Raw genomic sequence first — 18256 nt, 5'->3', positions numbered from 1 at the left:
TTGTTAAAATATTTGTAAAGTAATATATAAATTTTACACACTAGTTTAAATAACTATAAGGAGAAATTATGGCATTCGACGGTTTTTTTACACGAAAAATAATTAATGAATTATCTCAAAATCTTATTCAAGCTCGTATCAATAAAATTAATAATATCTCAAATGATGAATTTATTTTTTCCATTAGAAAAGGAAAAAATTTAAAATTATTTTTGTCGGCAAACTCAACAAGTTCACGTATTCATTTTACTAATATTCAATATGAAAATCCTTTATCACCATCTAATTTTTGCACTGTATTAAGAAAATATCTTACAAACGGAATAATTTCAGATATTATCCAAGTTAGCAATGATAGAATTATAAAAATTAAAATTAAAAACTTTGATGAACTTGGTTATGAAAAACATTATATTTTGATAGTGGAATTAATGGGTAAACACTCTAATATTATCCTTACTAGCGAAGACGGCATAATTATCGAATCGTTAAATAACAGCTATAACCTAGAATATAAACGTTCTACTGTAGCAAATATTAAATATACCCTACCTCCAACCGATAAAAAATTAAACCCTTTTGATTTTGAAAATTATACAAAATTAAACCCTAAAAATGAAAATAAAAAATTTCTCATTCAAAACTTTTATGGTGTTTCTTCCTTACTTAATAATTATATTTTACAAAAATATCCGGATGATGTGCTAAACGGTCTAAAAATCTTGTGTAAGTCCTTTAATACCGACTTTAGACCTAGTATAATTAATAATAAGAAAGATTTTTACTACTTCGATATTACCGATACTAATGAAACAAGTTTTAAAACATTATCAGAATTGTTAGATTTTTACTATATGGACTTAGTTAAGAAATCTACCAATAAAAACACTGATAAAAAATTATTCGATTTCATAAAAAATAAACTCAACAGACTTAACAATAAATTAAAAATTTTACAAAATGAGTTGGATATCTCAAAGAATAAAGACGACTTCAAATTAAAAGGACAACTTTTAATTGCAAATATTTATTTATTTAAAAATAATGTTCCTGAAATTGTTACTGTTCAAAATTTTTACAGTGAAAATTTAGAAAATATTAATATTAAATTGGATACAACACTATCCATTGAGCAAAATGCTGAAAAGTATTTTAATCTATATAAAAAAAATATAAGAACAATAGAAAATCTGGAAAAACAAATTGCTCTCACTAATGAAGAAATAACCTATTTCGATACTATAAAATTTCAAACGGAAAATGCCGATAAGACGGAACTTGTTGAAATTAAGGAAGAACTTATTAGTGGTGGCTATTTGAGGGAAAAACAAATACAAAAGAAAAAAAATAAACAAAAGTATTTTACCGTTGAAAATAATGGTATTACAATTTATATTGGAAAAAATAATATTCAAAATGATACTATAACAAATAAATTAGCCCACACAAATTACTTATGGTTTCATGCCAAAGATATCCCTGGAAGTCATGTAGTAATTTTTTCCAGCAATCCCGATGAAGAAACTATCAATATAGCTGCCAACTTAGCAGGTTATTATTCTAAATTCAAAAATGAAACAAACATTGATGTTGATATGACTTTAATAAAAAACGTTAAAAAAATCTCCGGTTCTAAACCCGGATTTGTAAGGTATACAGGACAAAAAACATTAAAAATTAAAATTGATAAATTGTTAATTAATAAGTTAATAAACTCTAAATAATTAGTTATTATTACAAGCTAAGCTATAAAATTAAACTGATTATTTAAAATTTTTTAGTTTTGTTCTAATAACCTATTTTTCTTAGAATTAGGAAAATTTATAGAGTAAATTCACGATATTACCCAGTGTATCTCTCAATATTAGTTCATTAATTTACAAAAGAATAGCGACCTTACAAAATCGATTTCCAACGAAATTACGATTTTGTAAGGTCGCTTTTATACAGTTTATTAGATTTTAGAAAATAAATCGCTTTAAAAACTATTATCAAATCAATAACCTACTACTTTTAACTACTGATAAGTAAATTTCACTAAAATTTTTTACTTTTAGACTAGCCCTTAACTTATTCTATTACATTTATTGTTAATTGCTCAAGATATTTTTTAAAAGTTCTATTGATATCCTCATCTATTCCTTTTGTCGCTTTTAAATCTACAAATAATTCTACTTTTTCATTATAATTTTGAATCATTATTATATTACTAAGAACACAAATATTAGAAACCAAACCACACAGTTCTACTTCTTTATAATCACTACGTGACACATAATTTGCAAGGTCAATACTTCCAAAAGTGGTTTTATTAAATACTTTTTTAGCATCTTTTTCAAAATTTGCTACTTTTCCATATAATCCATGACCATCAGTATCTATAATGCAGTGTTCAATCGGAAGATGTTTTCCTTCTCGTGTAGTTAAATAGTTTGTATAGTGAGTATCTTTCGTGAAAATAATATCTTGCCCTGATTTCTTATACTCCTCTATTTTTTTAACTATTATTTCATCTAATTTTTCTGCTGTTTCAAAACCTAAGGCACCATCTACAAAATCTTTTTGATAATCAACAACTACCAACAATTTTTCGCTGGTATCATGTTTCAAACAAACCCTTATGTACGCTAAAAAAGTAATAATTGCCAAAGCTCCTAGACTGTAAAAAATAGTCGACATAATTAATTTAGGATGTCTATGTGAATTAAAAATAATAAAATAAGATATTATTGTCAAAAATATTATTACTAATACCGTTATAAATTTTGTTCTTTTTTTAAAATATATGCTAAAATCTTTTTTCCCTAATTTTCTATAGATTAGATAAATAAACAACGCTATTAAACCTATAATAATTAACATAGATCCATATCTATGCATTAATCTGAACGCATGGTGTGCACTTGGGCCTAACACATATCCTAATGATATAAACACTACTACCCAAAATATTCCTCCAATTGTTGAATAAGTATGAAATTTTTTCCCATCTACCCTTGAAATTCCAGAGAAATATCCCATTATATGACGAACTCCGGGTAAAAAATATGCAATTATTATTACAATATTACCATATTTATTGAAAAAATCTGAAGCTTTTGTCATTCGATAAGGAGTCAACCCTATATATGATCCGCACTTATCTACAGCTTTTGTACCAAGACGTCTTCCAATTTCGTAGGAAAACTGCATTCCAATTACTGTTCCTAATGCACCAGCCATTATCATTCCAATATAACTGGCATGTCCGCCGTAAGCCATTATCCCGGCAAATAACATCATCGTTTCTCCCGGAAGCGGTAAGGCAGCAAACTCTAATATTAATGAAATAAATAATATCAAGTATACGTGTTCTGCTAATAGTTTAAATAGCATTTCCATTTATAAACTATACTCCTTTTTCTTTTTATATGACTAAGATTATACCATATTTGAAATTTTACAGCAAATTTTAACCTTTATTATAAATATAAAACAATTTATATAATTTTTAAAGATTAATTTAGTATAAAATAAAATTCAATTTACAAATAATAAAATTATATGAATTTTCTTAATAATCATTGATAAATATACTATCTCGTATTACTAAAATAAATTATACAATCAATTTATTTTACATTAACGGTTTCTTATTAGGAATTCCTGCTTTACGAGGATACTTATTCGGCGTTTCTTTTACCTTTCTTATTTCAAGAATATGTCGTTCTTCTCCTGCTATTTTAAAATTAATATCTTTTTCCAATTTTCCACCAAGCACCTTAAATGTATTTATAGCTTCAGATACTTCTTCATCTGCCTTTTGTGCTTTTAAGCTGAGAAAGTATCCACCTGTTTTTACTAAAGGCAAACACAACTCCGCCAAAACATTAAGTCTTGCCACTGCACGTGCTGTTACAATCTCAAAACTTTCCCGGTATTTTTTATTTTGTCCCGCCTCTTCTGCTCTCGCATGAATAAAGTGACAGTTTTCTAAATTTAATTCTTCTTTTAAAAGTTCTAAAAATTTTATTCGTTTATTCAATGAGTCAATTATTGTCACTTTTAAATGTGGATATATAATTTTAAGCGGAATTGATGGAAATCCTGCTCCACTACCAACATCACAAATATTCTCTATGTCGTTATAATCTCTATAAAATGCTAGAGAAATTGAATCATAAAAATGCTTTGTGTAAAATTCTTCTTCACCCGTTATTGCAGTTAAATTAATTTTTTTATTCCATTCAATCACCAATTTATAATATTTATTAAACTGATTTTTTTGAATATTAGTTAAATTAATACCATGTTCATTAATCAGTCTATTAAAAAATTGCTCTTTATTCATTACTTCTTGCTCCCCTACGTTGTTCCAAATATATTAGTAATATTGAAATATCCGCCGGATTTACCCCTGATATTCGGGATGCCTGCCCTATTGTCAATGGTAACACTTTTTTTAATTTTTCTCTTGCTTCTAGTGCAAGACTTGGCACTTCATCATAATTAATATCAGTTGGTATTTTCATCTCATTCATTTTTTTTAATTTTTCTACATGTTGCAATGATTTTTTAATATAGCCTTCATACTTAACTTCTATTTCTACTTGCTCTATAACTTCTCGTGATAATATAACTTTTTGATTTGCTAAATACATTATATCAACATAACTTAACTCCGGACGTTTTAACATATCAAGTGCTAATATTCCATCACGTATTTCTGCACTGTTTAATTCTTTAAGTTTTAACAACGTTTCTTGCGTTGGTGTTATTCTAAAAGTTTTTAATCGTTCTATTTCAGCAACTACCATTTTACGTTTCGTAACAAATTTTTCATAACGCTCTTTAGTTATCAAACCATATTGATAAGCCTTTTCTGATAACCGCATATCAGCATTGTCATGTCGCAATAATAAACGATGTTCTGCCCGTGAAGTAAGTAATCTGTATGGCTCATTTGTTCCCTTAGTCACCAAATCATCAATTAAAACTCCGATATAAGCCTCATCACGTCCTAATATCATCGGTTCTTCTCCTAATACTTTACACGCTGCATTAATACCCGCTATTATACCTTGACCAGCTGCCTCTTCATAACCACTGGTTCCGTTTATTTGCCCTGCGGTAAATAATCCATTGATTAACTTTGTTTCTAATGTTGGCCATAATGTAGTAGGATCAACAGCATCATATTCAATAGCATAACCATTACGCATAAGAACGGCATTTTCCAATCCTGCAATTGAACGTACCATATCACGTTGCACATCATTAGGTAATGACGTTGATAAACCTTGAACATAAATTTCTTTTGTATTACGACCTTCAGGTTCTAAAAATAGTTGATGACGTTCTTTATCGTTAAAGCGAACATACTTGTCTTCAATACTTGGGCAATAACGCGGCCCTGTTCCTTTTATCACACCTGAATACATCGCTGAACGGCCTAAATTTCTATCAATAATCTCATGTGTAATTCTATTAGTATAAGTTAACCAACATGGAACTTGATCTTCAACAAATTCTGTTGTTTCATAACTAAAAGCATGCTTAACATTGTCACCGGGTTGAATTGTTGTTTTTGAAAAATCTATGCTATCTGCATTTACACGTGGTGGAGTTCCGGTTTTAAATCTCACCATTTCAAAACCCAGTTCTTCTAATTGCTTAGCTAAATCAATAGACGGCATCTGATGATTTGGTCCTGATGAATATTTAATATCACCGACAACAATTTCTCCTCGTAAATATGTTCCTGTAGTAATAACTATAGTTTTTGCTTTATAGCATGTACCTAACATTGTTTTTAATCCGATAACTTTATTATTTTCTATTATTAGTCCTTTAACCATTGCCTGTTCAATATCTAAATTTGGTGTGTTTTCTAATAAGCGTTTCATTTCCAATTGATATTGTGCCTTATCTGATTGAACACGTAATGCTCTTACCGCCGGTCCTTTAGCTGTATTTAACATTTTACTTTGGATATTTGTTTTATCAGCAATACGTCCCATTACGCCACCTAAAGCATCCACTTCTCTTACGACAATACCTTTTGCAGGGCCTCCAACACTTGGATTACATGGCATAAAACCGATTGTATCAAGGTTAATAGTTACCATTAACGTACTAACCCCTTTTCTACTTGCGGCATGTGCCGCTTCAATACCCGCATGTCCTCCACCAATAACAATCACATCATATTCTTTTAAAAATTCAGTCATAGTACCTCCATATATTTTAACGTAATTGCAAAATAATGCTTTGACCAAAATTTTGATTGATTACTAAATTTTTACTTTACTATCTTATCACAACAACACTAAAAACACTAATAAAACACATATATAACTGCAAATTCTTCTATACATTTGTTGTATGTTTAAAATATACCTTTAATGATTATCTAAATGAAAATTATATTCCTTTTATCAAAAAAATATAATTTAACCAAGAAACCTTTCTTAGCTAAATTATATTAATTATCACAATACTACAAAGCTGCTGAGAAATCTTCAATAAATTTCTCTATATTTTCAAAGTCTTCATCAGTATCCGCCTCAATTTCAATTTTTAAATTTTCTGTAGGGTTAGTTGCACCGGTTTTCTCTATTTGTTCGTCAAACTGATCTACACAAACACAATATTGTTCATAAATTGTATCTCCTGTACCAATTACACCGTAAATTTTCCCGGAATAATCTTTCTCACCAATCGCTTCAAAAAATTCTTCCATTTCGTCCGGAAGTTCACCTTCACCATATGTATATGTTGCAACTATAAATGCATCTGCATCGTCCAGAAAATCAAAATCTTCCATATCTTCTATAAATAATTTCTCAACTTCTAACCCTTTTTCTTCAAATTTTTCTATTATTAAGTCTGATAACATCTCCGTATTTCCTGTCAGACTGGCATACACTAATTTAATATTCATAAATTAAACTCCTTTATTTTCTTTTGTTTTTTATTTTTATTAATTTTTTTCTAATTTTTAATGCCGTTTCAAATAAAATATAAATCGGTCTATTCACTACATAGGTAAACACACCTTCATATTCAACACACTCACCACCTAATGATTTTTTAAAAGTATAAAGGTTATCATTTATACTTTTTACCCCACCAAGATTATATGATATACATCCACGTTTGCGAGCATTTTCCATAGCTTTATAGTTCATGTAAATATTCGGCTGTAAATATCTGAATTTATTCGAAGAAGCCGCATATAAATAATATGATTTTTTACCACAATAAAGAACTAAACACCCCGAAAGATAAATAGTATCTGATTTATATTTTAAAATTTCTTCAATATCCTTATTTAAACTATTAATTTTATTTCTTATTTCAGTTATTGTTGTTTCCCAAACTTCTTTTTTCTTTTCATCAGACGATCTATTCACTTTTTTTTGCAGACCGGATATCTCTTTTTCCAATAATTTTATATTGTTCTCTATATTATTTTTGAATGTATTTGCGTCTAAACTTATTAAATAAAAATCTACATTATTATCTCTTTTGAAAAATTCTATTATATTTTTGTAATAATCATTGTTGCGTAATGAAATACCATTTCTTTCACTTGTTTCATCAGACAACCGAGTAAATATATCAACCTTTTCCAATCCTACATTCTCTATTTTTAATTCTGCTTTTTCTGCTACTCTTAATAATCTTTCAGTTTTTTTATTTAAGTATTCTCTTGTGTCAGTTTCTAAATCTTTAAAATATACAACCATGTCATATTGGGTTTGATATGGAAAATCTTTTTCCTCATGACCGCGAATTTTAAAACCTTGACTTCTTAAATCATCTACTAAGATGTTAGAACTATTACGTAATACGTTTGTTTCAAAGTCAATTAAAATAGCATGATGTTTTTTACATAATTTTTTGATTTCATTAATAATTTTTATATTTAATTCACTATTTTTATTATCACCTGTGTATCCTTTAGGTATATAAGCAATAGTATATTTTCCTAAACCTAATCGTCTAAATAATACTAAACAACTAGCCACTACTTTATTATTGTTTTTTATCGCTATTTTTTCAAAGTACCATTCATTAGCAGATTTTACCTCACCCCACGAAGCAAGTTGTAATAATTCACCTGTTGAATGTTCTTTTACAAAACTATCAAATTTTTTATTATCAATATCCAAATCTATTTCGAACATTATACACTCTCCTAACTCAATATATTATGCCACAAACTACTTTATAGTTTATTATATCAAAAAAAATAATAACTTCCAATAATATTATTATAATAAAAATTAAATCCTAAAATAAATATTGTTGTTGTTACTAAACTAATTTTACTATGTTTTATAGACAACTAAATCAAATAATTATATTTACATAATTTCAATTACTTTATTATAAGTTTAAAACCTAGTGCAAAAAAATTGCAATTTGATAAAATGTGTAGTTTAATAGTATGTATCATTTTAGAAAATGGAGGTAAAAGTTATGAAGAATGGGTTTACTCGTTCCCATCGTATCTGTAGATGTTGTAAAATTCAATAATAAAAATTTTATAACATTTATGAGCTACAGCTCAACAGGAGGATAAACAATGGGAAATAAATTTACATTTTTTGAGAAATTTCTAATGATTTCTACAAAAGAAACACTATTATTTTTACTTATACTTTTTGCATTATTTTACTTTATGTACTATCTTGCTAAAAAGAGAGTTAGTTCTTCTAAAAGAACATTATTATCAACAGCCATAGGACTTATTTTGGGAATTGTTATCCAAGCATATTCCGGTTTTAGTGATGATCCAATTAAAATAAAATATGTTGCTGAAACTACCAAATGGTACTTACTATTTGGAAACGGTTTTATTGATTTAATTAAAATGCTGATTATTCCACTGGTATTAGTGTCAATTATTAACGTTATTGTTAATATCAACGCAAACACAGATGTTAAAAAATTAACAAGGCTTACTCTTATTGTTACTTTGGGTATGGTTGCTATCAGTTCTATCGTCGGTTTTGTAATTTCTACCATTTTCAAACTTGGTAGTAGTTCTATAGCACTTGGCAGTGGAGATAGTAAAATTAAAACGGTCAAAGATGTAGTTACTATTATTAGAGAATTAATACCATCTAATCCTATCAAAGCAATGACAGATTTTAACGTAATAGGCATTGTTATCTTTGCGATGTTTATCGGTATCGCTGCACGTTATATTCAAAATAAAAACGAGGCAAAGGTTAGTACTTTTGTTGACTATATTGCCAATCTTCATGCAATAGTATCTCGAATGACTGTTATTGTTATAAGATTGTTACCTTACGCAGTTATACCTCTACTTGCCAACACCATTGCACAACGTGGACTAAAATCTATCAAAGATGTTTTATTATTCATAGTTTTACTATATGTAGCGGTAGTGATCCAATTTATTATTCAAGCATTTGTTCTTGTACTACATGGAGTCTCACCAATAACATATTTCAAAAAAGCAAGCAAACCTCTTTTACTTGCATTTACATCTCGTTCCAGTGCCGGTACTCTCCCCTTAACAATTAGTACCCTTACTAAAAACATGGGGGTTAATCAATCAACGGCAAATTTTGTTGCCTCATTCTCATCAACAGCAGGAATGCAAGGTTGTGCCGGTATTTATCCAACAATGCTGATAGTATTCTTAGCTAATGCTAATGGTATTACTATTGACGCTACTTTATTCATTATGACAATCATTGTTGTAACACTAGGATCTGTCGGTATCGCCGGTGTTCCCGGTACTGCAATCACAGCTGCCAGTGTCAGTGTTAATGGGGTTGGATTTGGCGCATTATTCAACCAAATTAATCCTATTTTGGCTGTCGATCCTATCTTAGATATGGGGCGTACTTGCCTTAATGTTAGTGGTAGAATTAGCAATTCTATTATTGTAGATAAGCATTTAAAACTTTTTAATAAAAAAGCCTTTAATAGTTTTGAAAAAATAAAGGAATAAAAAAACCAAAAAATCTCTTAAGCATCTTCAACTTAAGAGATTTTTTCATTATCTTTATATTACCCTTTAAAATAAACGTTCACTCGCTTGAATTCTTCTTCCCAATTATTCCAATCAAGTTTTACTTTTGAATTTTCCCCTAGAATATCACTAACAACATTTTCTATAGTAATACCCTCAAGAGCTTCTTTTATTGATTTGTTTATTGCATCTACTTTTTTCAAATATTCTTCATAGCGTTTTTCTAAACCTAAAGCACCTTCGAATATTTTAGAAACATAATCTGTTTTTAAAACAAAAATTTCCACATCACCATTTAGGGCAACATAAATATCATATAAAGAAATTCTTTTCCCGCTGCGATATTTATAACCACCACCTACTCCTGTATTCGCTTTTACCAATCCATGCAGAACCAATCTCCTCATAATTTTTTTCAAATATGTTGGTGATATATTAAGTCTATGACTTATTTCCCTTGAATTAAGAAAAACATGCTTGTCTTGGGTATATAACATAACCATTATACAAATGGCTTGCTCTGTACTCTTTGTCAAATGCATAAAACTTTACCTTTTTCCCTTCATAAAAATTTGTATTTAATCTACTACAATTCTATTCTATATTAACCAAAATGTCAAATATTATCTAATTTTTTCTCCCCAATACTGATAATAAGTACACTCTATTGATCCATTAAATAACTTTCTTCGTTTTGTAGCTTTCTTACCATATAAATGTTCAAACATTTTATTGGATGTAAGCAGATATAAAGACCAATAACGTCTATCTTTTAATGCTTCTCCTAAATATTTATACATTGCTTCTACTTCTTTTTTTTCACCTAGACGTTCACCATAAGGAGGGTTCGCAATAACACAACCCACTTCTTTTTTTACAACAAAATCATATACTGACATTTGTTTAAAATTTATAACGCCTGCCAACCCAATTTCTTCCGCATTATTTTCAGCTGTTGCTATCATTTTGGGATCTATGTCTGAACCATATAATTCCAATTCTTTTTCATAATCTATTGCTTCTTCTGCATTATTTCTCTCTTCATCAACCAGCGCTTTAGGAATCCACGGCCATTTTTCAAAATCAAAATTTCTATTTATACCGGGAGCCATATTCTGTGCAAGCATAGCCGCTTCTATTAACAACGTTCCTGACCCGCAGAAAACATCATATAACGGTGTTTCCCCTTTCCAATTCATTAATTTAACCATAGCCGCCGCTAATGTTTCTTTTAATGGGGCTGTCCCTTGTTTCGCTCTATAACCGCGTTTATGCAGTCCATCTCCCGATGTATCTAACAAAATAGTCGCTATATCATTCAACATAATTATCTCCAAGCGATAGCGAGCACCGGTTTCCGTTAACCAACCGGTAATACCATAACTTTTTTTCATTTTTTCTACAATTGCTTTTTTTACAATTGATTGACAATCCGATACGCTAAATAAAGTTGATTTATGACTACGTCCATCAACCGGAAATTTTGCATCTACCGGCAAATATTTATCCCATTCAATTTCCTTGGTTTTTTCAAATAATTCTTCAAATGTATATGCAGGAAATTGTGCTACAACGATTTTCACCCTATCAGCACATCTTAACCATAAATTAGATTTTACTATAGCTCTTTTATCTCCTGAATAATAAACTCTTCCATTTTCTACCTTTGTATCATATCCTAATTCTTGAACTTCTTTCGCCACAATAGCTTCTATTCCCATCGGGGTTGTTGCCACCAAATTATATTTCATTTCTTCCTCCTTAAAAAAGAGCTCCTAAGAGCCCTTAAAACAACTAGTTATTTTTCTTATCATAAGCCATATTCTGTATCTATCTTACTATAGCGAGCCTAGTTTACTCTCGTAAAAATAGTTGTGATCATCTGTCTAAATATAAATTATATTTCCGATTTTTACATTCATTTCTGCAAAATCAGTGCTTCTACCAAAATTTGAATTGCTCGCTCAAGGGGTTTACCTCGTTCCACTTTTTATATTTCTATAAAAACTTCGTCACTGTGGCACTTTCAAGATATATACAACCATATAATATAATAATTACTTAGGTTATATTGTCTGCCGTTATTCCTAAAAAGAATACCTAAACTTATTGTTTCGTTTAGCGTTGAACACTACAAGCATCTCAGCTTGTGCGAGTATGGACTTTCCTCAGCTAATATAGCTGCGATCACTCAAAGAAAAATATTTTTTAATTTACTATGAATACTATTTTACTGTTAATGTTATTTTTCCTTCTGCTATTTCTTCTAATGCTTTACCTACTTCTTTATGCGAAATATAATTATCCAATTTTTCACTTTCCGGCTCTGCAAATAATTCTCTAGCTCTTTTGCTAGCTAATGACACTAACATATATTTTGAATTTACTTTTGTTTTTAAAACATCTAATTTTGGATATAACATAACTCTCTCCTACATTTCTTCTAATTCTAACAAAGCACGACGATATTTCATCTCAATACGTTCTCTTTTCAAATGTTCGCTTAATATAATCGCCTTTATTCGCTCTACCGCCTTGTCAACTTCATCATTTTCCACCACATAATCATAAAGGTGCATCATATTTATTTCTTTCTTTGCTTTTGCTACTCGTGATTCTATAACTTCATCACTTTCTGTACCACGACCCTTTAATCTATCTTTTAAATCTGCTATACTCGGTGGTGCCAAAAAAATAAATAGTGCATCGGGAATTTTACTTTTTACTTGTCCAGCTCCCTGCACTTCAATTTCAAGGAAAATATCTTTGCCTTTTTCCATGGTTTCCCTTACATATTTTACCGGTGTACCATAGTAATTATCCACATATTGTGCATATTCCAACAGTTCCCCCTCTCCAATTAAACGTTCGAATTCTTCTTTTGTTTTAAAAAAGTAATCAATACCATCTACTTCTCCAGGACGCATACCTCTTGATGTCATTGATATTGAATATTCAAAATCAACGTCATTACTGGCAAAAATTCGTTTTCTAACAGTTCCTTTCCCTACTCCAGATGGGCCCGATAAGACAATTAATAATCCTTTCTCCATTTTTTCTATCCTTCTAAATATGATTTATTATTTTATTATAATACCACAAAAATATCTAAATTTAAACCATTTCTGTCTAACGTTTAACATATTTGTAATAAATAAATTAATTATGTGTAATTATCAGTTATTTCTTATAAATATACATAAATTTTAAAATACTTATTTTCTTCATTACTAATTACGTGATAGTAAAGAAGATAGCTAGATTATTCACTAACTATCTTTTTCTTATTATAAATAATTACACCTAAAATAAGCCATATTATTAAAAATATTAAAGCAGGTGTTTCCAACATTGCAGGTGATATTGGAAGCAATAGTAGTAATATAAAACTTATAGAAATAATTATAGCTATAAAACAAAGAATTTTTTCAATTTTTTTATTAGCATATTTAAAACTTATATAACTAACATATCCATAAGCTACAGCCGCTAATACACTCGCCATATCTACTATATATAATATAACTTCTCTTCCTATCCAAGGGGCAATTAAACTAACAGTTGAAACAAAAACGATGGCATAAGGATATACATCATTTTTATTTTTTTTACTGTATTTTTTATCCATTATATCTTTTTTTGACAATGATGCTATTAATTTGCTACTGGCTATCATAAAGCCATTTATCCCACCGGTTACCGCCGCCCATAAGGCTACTAACATAAACGAAAAACCTATATATCCCGACTTACTGATAACAGAATCCGCTACTGCCCAATTTGTTGCTGCTGCCTCGGTTGGTGAAAAACTAAATCCTGCTATAAGATTTAACCCTGCATATATGAAGACACCACACACTATAGATATTAATGCTAATATTGTCGCTTTATGTACTTTAAATTTCAATTCTTTTGCTACTTGTGGAATTACATCAAAACCTACAAATAAAAATGGAACTATTGCAATAACTGATGAAATTTCTTTCAATGAAAATTTATAATTTTCTATATAGTTACTTCTGAAAATTGTCATATCACTTTTAAGACCTACAAAAATTAGTAACAAAAACACAATACTTACTAGACATAAACTCATAACGTTTTGTACTTTTGAACTTACTCTAAGACCTTTTATATTTATATATGCAAAAATAATAATTATTGATGATATTAATAAAATATCGCTTATGTAAACTGAATATCCTGCAACAGAATATAAATACCCAAAATTATATTTTTCTCCAAAAATCACCCTAAACAGAAGAACGTATGCACTTGCATTTAAAGGAATCATACTTAAATAGCACAAACTCAATGACCACCCCACTATAAAACCGTGAAGTTTCCCTAACTCATTGAAAGCATAAGAAAATTCCCCGCCTTCTTCAATATTTTTTTCTAACATTTTATGATAAGCTACCTGTATTAGCATCACTAAAATACCACCTGTAGCTAAACCTATAGTTGTATTAATTATTCCGGATTTACTTAAAAATTGCTTTCCCGGTAATGTAAACGATCCCCATCCTATAATGGATCCTATTACCAGAGAAAAAACATCAAAACGCCCCAGTTTTTTTACCATAAGACCTCCTACGCTAATTATTTATTATTAAAATAGGGAACGAGATATAATCAAGATTTTTAAAATATTGATTTTATCAACCGTTCCCATAATTTTCCAAACTTACAAAACTTATCTATATTAAAAGAAGTCAGAATATTTTACATTTCAAAATTATATGAAACTTTTTAAATTTTAGATTAGTTTTATAATTAGATATTAAGCTACAGTAAATTAAATCTATAATTTGTAACAATAGGTTCTCTTCCTGTTGTTATATCTGTAAAATATTCATATAGTGATATACCTAAAAATGAACCCGAAATATTTATCACATTTTTGTATCCTCTTAGATTTAATTCTCGAACCATATAGTAACTTCGTTGCGATGATAAACAATGCACGTATACAGGTCTATCTTTCGGTATTTCATCTAATCTTTTTCTAAATTCACTAAGCGGTATATTAACAGCACCTTTTATGTGTCCTTCTTCATATTCCACTCTTTCTCGTGAATCTATTATATATGCTCCTTCTTCAACTAATTTTCTTACTTCACTTGTGCGAACCTGTTTATATTCACCATTTAGCAAATTACAAGCCACCAGAGCTGCCATATTAGTAGCATCTTTTGCTGTAGTAAAATATGGTGAATAGCATAATTCTAATTCTTTTAAATCTTCTATATTAGCTCTATTCATAATCATTGCAGCTATAACATCAACCCTTTTATCTACAGCACCTTTACCTACTGATTGTGCCCCTAATATTTGACCTGTTGGAACTTGGAAAATAAGTTTAAAGTGAATAGGGTTAGCTGATGGAATTAAACCTACTTTATCTTTCGGTATAATATAAGCTACATCATAATCAATACCCAATTTTTTACAATCTTTTTCATTAAGTCCTGTACTTGCAGCATTATAATCAAATATTTTCACTACAGACGACCCTATTACACCTGTATTTTTATATGTTCTTCCGTATATATGGTCTGCTACTGCACGAGCTTGTCTTTGTGCCGGACCTGCCAACGTTAGACGAACTTTTTTGTTTGTAATAAAGTGTGTAGTTTCTATTACATCTCCTACAGCATAAATATCCGAATCTGTAGTTTGGTAATGATGATTTACAAGAATACCGCCCGTTTCTCCAAATTTTAATCCTGCATCTTTAGCTAATCCTGCTTCCGCTACAACACCTATTGCTAAAACCACTGCTCCTGCTTTTATTTCTTTTCCGGACTCTAAAACAATTTTACCATCTGCTACTTCTGCCAATTTTTCATTATATAAAAGTTTAACACCTTTATCATAAATTTCTTTATTCAAAACTTGAACCAAATCATAATCCATAGGTGCTAATATTTGATCAGTTCCCTCTACCAACACAACATTTTTTCCGGCTTCTCTTAGACTTTCCATTACCTCTAATCCTATAAATCCACCACCAATAACAGCAACATCTTCTATAGAATTGTTATCAATATATTTTTTTAGTCTATCAATGTCTACAACATTTTTTACTGTAAATACATTATCTCTATCTACCCCTTTAATTGAACTTGGGCGAATGGCTCTTGCTCCCGGAGATAAAATTAATTTATCGTAACTTTCTTCATATTCTTCACCGGTGTCTACTTTTCTAATAAGAATCGTCTTTTCTTCTTTATTAATTTTAATTACTTCATGTAAAACTTTTACATCCAAGTTATATTGTTTTTTTAGTAATTCCGGTGTCATTAAAATCAAGTTGTCAGCTTCCGGCACTACTCCTGACAGATGAAATGGCAAACAACAATTTGAAAAACTTACGTGCGGTCCTTTTTCAAATACTTGAATATCCGCATATGGATCTAACCTTCTTAAACGTGCAGCTGCAGACATTCCCCCAGCTACTCCACCTACTACTAAATATTTTTTGCTCATAATTTGAGTCCTCCTCATAATATATTTTTTATTTAAAATCTCTGACATCTCTATGTCTTGGTGGTATCAAACATGAACTTCCCTTAAATAATTTTAATCCTACTACCGCTCCCAGTGAAATTGCCACTAAGAATACCCAACCTGAAATTGAAAAATTAGGTAATGAAGAATATAACGCACCAATATTACAACCTTTCGCTAAACGAGAACCGAAGCCCATAAGTAAGCCACCAAGTCCAAATAAAAATGCATTTTTTGAGTTGAATTTTAAATTCAACTTAAATCTTCCTGCCATGAGAAACGCTAAAAATGATCCTACAACAATCCCAATATCCAAAAGCACGCCTGCATCTGCCAATATTCCATTCGATATTGCTTTATATACAGAATCAAATGCCTTATCATCAAAATGTACTCCAAATAATCCTAAAAACCATACCGCTATGTGAGTAAACGCTGATGTTACTCCCCATGCCTTATTAGTAAAAATTATATAACATCCGGAAATAATACTAAGAATTAATGCTCCTGTTTTAAAACTCCATCTTTCTACGAACACCTTATGATATAATGCAGAACCCCATGGACTAACATCTAAGTTATCTTTTAATTCTTTCTCAAAGTCTTCATAGTCAGACTTCGGATCTAAATAAGTTCCCTCTTTTTTTCTTTTATTTTCATAGGCCTTTGTTAAAATATACAAAAATAATAAACCTACAAATGTTAAAATTATTGCACCAAGATAACCTACATATTGAGGAAAATGTATTCTTACCCTAACTTTTCCTATAGGATTTCTATCAATAACTTCACGTAAATAATGTCCCGGTATAGTCCCTAGAATAAACAATGGAAAAGCAATCATAGCATGCCCTTCTCCTTCACCAAAGTCAGCAAGTGTTCCCGAAGCACAACCACCGGCAATTATCATTCCTATCCCAAATAAGAAACCACCTAACACAGTTCCTATGTTTGTCATAAAAACATTTTGTGTTCCCGGAATTATAGCTTCACCATTTTTTGCTAAAAATGCCGGAATCGCCCCTTTGGTACTCGCTGTCCATTGTATTGCTCCATAGATTAAAGTTACAGCTGCAAAGGTTATTAATAAAGCTTTTGTCAGACTACCTTCTCCTCTAACGTATATTCGCTTTATTCCCCCTGCAAAACCAAATCTTGATCTTGTTAAAGTATAACCAAATCCTAAACCGATTAATAATCCAAATATTAATTTTGGTACGTGCAACTTAAATGAAAACCAAACTAAAAATAATATTACTATACATCCTATTATTGGTTGAATTTTATTAAATTTTTTTGCGAATTCTTCTGTATTCATACCTTATCTCCTTTAATTTTACATTTCGCTAAACCTCTACTCTCCTTTAAAAAATTATAATTTCTAAATTACTTAAAATTATTATTCAACAATCCTAATTTATCTAAATTAAAAAACAATTATTTATACGCATTGTATAGCTTTATACAGCCATTTAGAACCTAAACCTATAAATAAACAACAAAATTTATAAAACAAATGTCATAAATTTTCCGTTAAACCGATGTCATAGCTTAGATTATCGTACTATCCTAAGTTAAATATTACAGCACACGGTAAAAAAATTATATAACTTATAGGTAATGATCTTTGTATTCCGAAAATACCTCCTTTACTCATAATAATATTACTTTAAATAATTATTTTTTATCTTTTATAATAATATATTTCTCTTTGAAATGATTTATACAAATAAATAAAAATTATATTTT

At 29.6% G+C, this 18256-nt stretch carries 14 protein-coding genes and 1 other RNA gene; 2 read left to right on the top strand and 13 right to left on the bottom strand.

Annotation, left to right across the window (positions count from 1 at the left end):
- Positions 1-68 precede the first annotated feature (68 nt).
- On the top strand, positions 69-1724 hold the full coding sequence (locus tag HMPREF1983_RS02435) for an Rqc2 family fibronectin-binding protein (RefSeq protein WP_021752701.1): 1656 nt from the start codon (positions 69-71) through the stop codon (positions 1722-1724).
- 346 nt (positions 1725-2070) lie between these two features.
- On the opposite strand, the gene HMPREF1983_RS07675 is transcribed toward HMPREF1983_RS02435, so the two are convergent.
- From HMPREF1983_RS07675 to HMPREF1983_RS02405, 5 genes are all read right to left on the bottom strand, one after another.
- The gene (locus tag HMPREF1983_RS07675; protein ID WP_021752700.1) at positions 2071-3381 is read right to left on the bottom strand and encodes an isochorismatase family protein; all 1311 of its coding nucleotides are present in this window, start codon (positions 3379-3381) and stop codon (positions 2071-2073) included.
- A 235-nt stretch (positions 3382-3616) separates the two neighbouring features.
- Positions 3617-4330, bottom strand: a complete 714-nt coding sequence (gene rsmG / locus HMPREF1983_RS02420) for a 16S rRNA (guanine(527)-N(7))-methyltransferase RsmG (protein WP_021752699.1) — start codon at positions 4328-4330, stop codon at positions 3617-3619.
- Positions 4323-6209 (bottom strand): tRNA uridine-5-carboxymethylaminomethyl(34) synthesis enzyme MnmG, encoded by a 1887-nt coding sequence (mnmG, locus tag HMPREF1983_RS02415; RefSeq protein WP_021752698.1) that lies wholly within the window; start codon positions 6207-6209, stop codon positions 4323-4325. The genes rsmG and mnmG overlap by 8 nt, the downstream gene beginning before the upstream one ends.
- A 269-nt stretch (positions 6210-6478) precedes the next feature.
- Positions 6479-6922 (bottom strand): flavodoxin, encoded by a 444-nt coding sequence (locus HMPREF1983_RS02410; protein WP_021752697.1) that lies wholly within the window; start codon positions 6920-6922, stop codon positions 6479-6481.
- 13 nt (positions 6923-6935) lie between these two features.
- Positions 6936-8171: a lipid II:glycine glycyltransferase FemX gene (locus tag HMPREF1983_RS02405; RefSeq protein ID WP_021752696.1), complete on the bottom strand. Its 1236-nt coding sequence runs from the start codon at positions 8169-8171 to the stop codon at positions 6936-6938.
- 401 nt (positions 8172-8572) lie between these two features.
- On the opposite strand from HMPREF1983_RS02405, the gene HMPREF1983_RS02400 reads away from it, so the two are divergent.
- Positions 8573-9973, top strand: coding sequence for a cation:dicarboxylate symporter family transporter (locus tag HMPREF1983_RS02400; RefSeq protein WP_021752695.1), 1401 nt, complete (start codon positions 8573-8575; stop codon positions 9971-9973).
- Positions 9974-10032: 59 nt separating this feature from the next.
- Here HMPREF1983_RS02400 and HMPREF1983_RS02395 read toward each other — a convergent pair whose 3' ends face one another.
- The 8 genes from HMPREF1983_RS02395 to HMPREF1983_RS02365 form a co-directional block, all read right to left on the bottom strand.
- Positions 10033-10536 (bottom strand): RrF2 family transcriptional regulator, encoded by a 504-nt coding sequence (locus HMPREF1983_RS02395; RefSeq protein WP_021752694.1) that lies wholly within the window; start codon positions 10534-10536, stop codon positions 10033-10035.
- Positions 10537-10617: 81 nt separating this feature from the next.
- Positions 10618-11745, bottom strand: coding sequence for a THUMP domain-containing class I SAM-dependent RNA methyltransferase (locus HMPREF1983_RS02390; protein ID WP_021752693.1), 1128 nt, complete (start codon positions 11743-11745; stop codon positions 10618-10620).
- 57 nt (positions 11746-11802) lie between these two features.
- An RNA gene (rnpB, locus tag HMPREF1983_RS07670) (RNase P RNA component class B) lies at positions 11803-12193 on the bottom strand.
- Positions 12194-12219: 26 nt separating this feature from the next.
- Entirely contained in the window at positions 12220-12417 is a 198-nt protein-coding gene (rpoZ, locus tag HMPREF1983_RS02385; protein ID WP_021752692.1) for a DNA-directed RNA polymerase subunit omega, read from the bottom strand.
- 9 nt (positions 12418-12426) lie between these two features.
- Positions 12427-13047 (bottom strand): guanylate kinase, encoded by a 621-nt coding sequence (gmk, locus tag HMPREF1983_RS02380; protein ID WP_021752691.1) that lies wholly within the window; start codon positions 13045-13047, stop codon positions 12427-12429.
- 209 nt (positions 13048-13256) lie between these two features.
- Positions 13257-14579, bottom strand: a complete 1323-nt coding sequence (locus HMPREF1983_RS02375) for an APC family permease (RefSeq protein WP_021752690.1) — start codon at positions 14577-14579, stop codon at positions 13257-13259.
- A 203-nt stretch (positions 14580-14782) separates the two neighbouring features.
- A complete protein-coding gene (locus HMPREF1983_RS02370; RefSeq protein WP_040460851.1) occupies positions 14783-16486 on the bottom strand; it encodes an FAD-dependent oxidoreductase in 1704 nt (567 codons plus the stop codon).
- A 28-nt stretch (positions 16487-16514) separates the two neighbouring features.
- Positions 16515-17825, bottom strand: coding sequence for a YeeE/YedE family protein (locus tag HMPREF1983_RS02365; protein ID WP_021752688.1), 1311 nt, complete (start codon positions 17823-17825; stop codon positions 16515-16517).
- Positions 17826-18256: the final 431 nt, after the last annotated feature.

It is taken from the genome of Gemella bergeri ATCC 700627 (assembly GCF_000469465.1).
Classification (GTDB): Bacteria; Bacillota; Bacilli; order Staphylococcales; family Gemellaceae; genus Gemella; species Gemella bergeri.
The sequence above is the reverse complement of the archived record's forward strand: the minus strand, read 5'-3'. Positions and strand labels throughout refer to the sequence as shown.

Excerpts from the sequence above, each read along its gene's own strand:
- HMPREF1983_RS02435 (WP_021752701.1), top strand. The coding sequence starts at position 69 with ATGGCATTCGACGGTTTTTTTACACGAAAAATAATTAATGAATTATCT.
- HMPREF1983_RS02375 (WP_021752690.1), bottom strand. The coding sequence starts at position 14,579 with ATGGTAAAAAAACTGGGGCGTTTTGATGTTTTTTCTCTGGTAATAGGA.
- HMPREF1983_RS02395 (WP_021752694.1), bottom strand. The coding sequence starts at position 10,536 with ATGCATTTGACAAAGAGTACAGAGCAAGCCATTTGTATAATGGTTATG.
- rpoZ (WP_021752692.1), bottom strand. The coding sequence starts at position 12,417 with ATGTTATATCCAAAATTAGATGTTTTAAAAACAAAAGTAAATTCAAAA.
- HMPREF1983_RS02400 (WP_021752695.1), top strand. The coding sequence starts at position 8,573 with ATGGGAAATAAATTTACATTTTTTGAGAAATTTCTAATGATTTCTACA.
- HMPREF1983_RS07675 (WP_021752700.1), bottom strand. The coding sequence starts at position 3,381 with ATGGAAATGCTATTTAAACTATTAGCAGAACACGTATACTTGATATTA.
- rsmG (WP_021752699.1), bottom strand. The coding sequence starts at position 4,330 with ATGAATAAAGAGCAATTTTTTAATAGACTGATTAATGAACATGGTATT.
- HMPREF1983_RS02365 (WP_021752688.1), bottom strand. The coding sequence starts at position 17,825 with ATGAATACAGAAGAATTCGCAAAAAAATTTAATAAAATTCAACCAATA.
- mnmG (WP_021752698.1), bottom strand. The coding sequence starts at position 6,209 with ATGACTGAATTTTTAAAAGAATATGATGTGATTGTTATTGGTGGAGGA.
- gmk (WP_021752691.1), bottom strand. The coding sequence starts at position 13,047 with ATGGAGAAAGGATTATTAATTGTCTTATCGGGCCCATCTGGAGTAGGG.
- HMPREF1983_RS02405 (WP_021752696.1), bottom strand. The coding sequence starts at position 8,171 with ATGTTCGAAATAGATTTGGATATTGATAATAAAAAATTTGATAGTTTT.
- HMPREF1983_RS02410 (WP_021752697.1), bottom strand. The coding sequence starts at position 6,922 with ATGAATATTAAATTAGTGTATGCCAGTCTGACAGGAAATACGGAGATG.
- HMPREF1983_RS02390 (WP_021752693.1), bottom strand. The coding sequence starts at position 11,745 with ATGAAATATAATTTGGTGGCAACAACCCCGATGGGAATAGAAGCTATT.
- HMPREF1983_RS02370 (WP_040460851.1), bottom strand. The coding sequence starts at position 16,486 with ATGAGCAAAAAATATTTAGTAGTAGGTGGAGTAGCTGGGGGAATGTCT.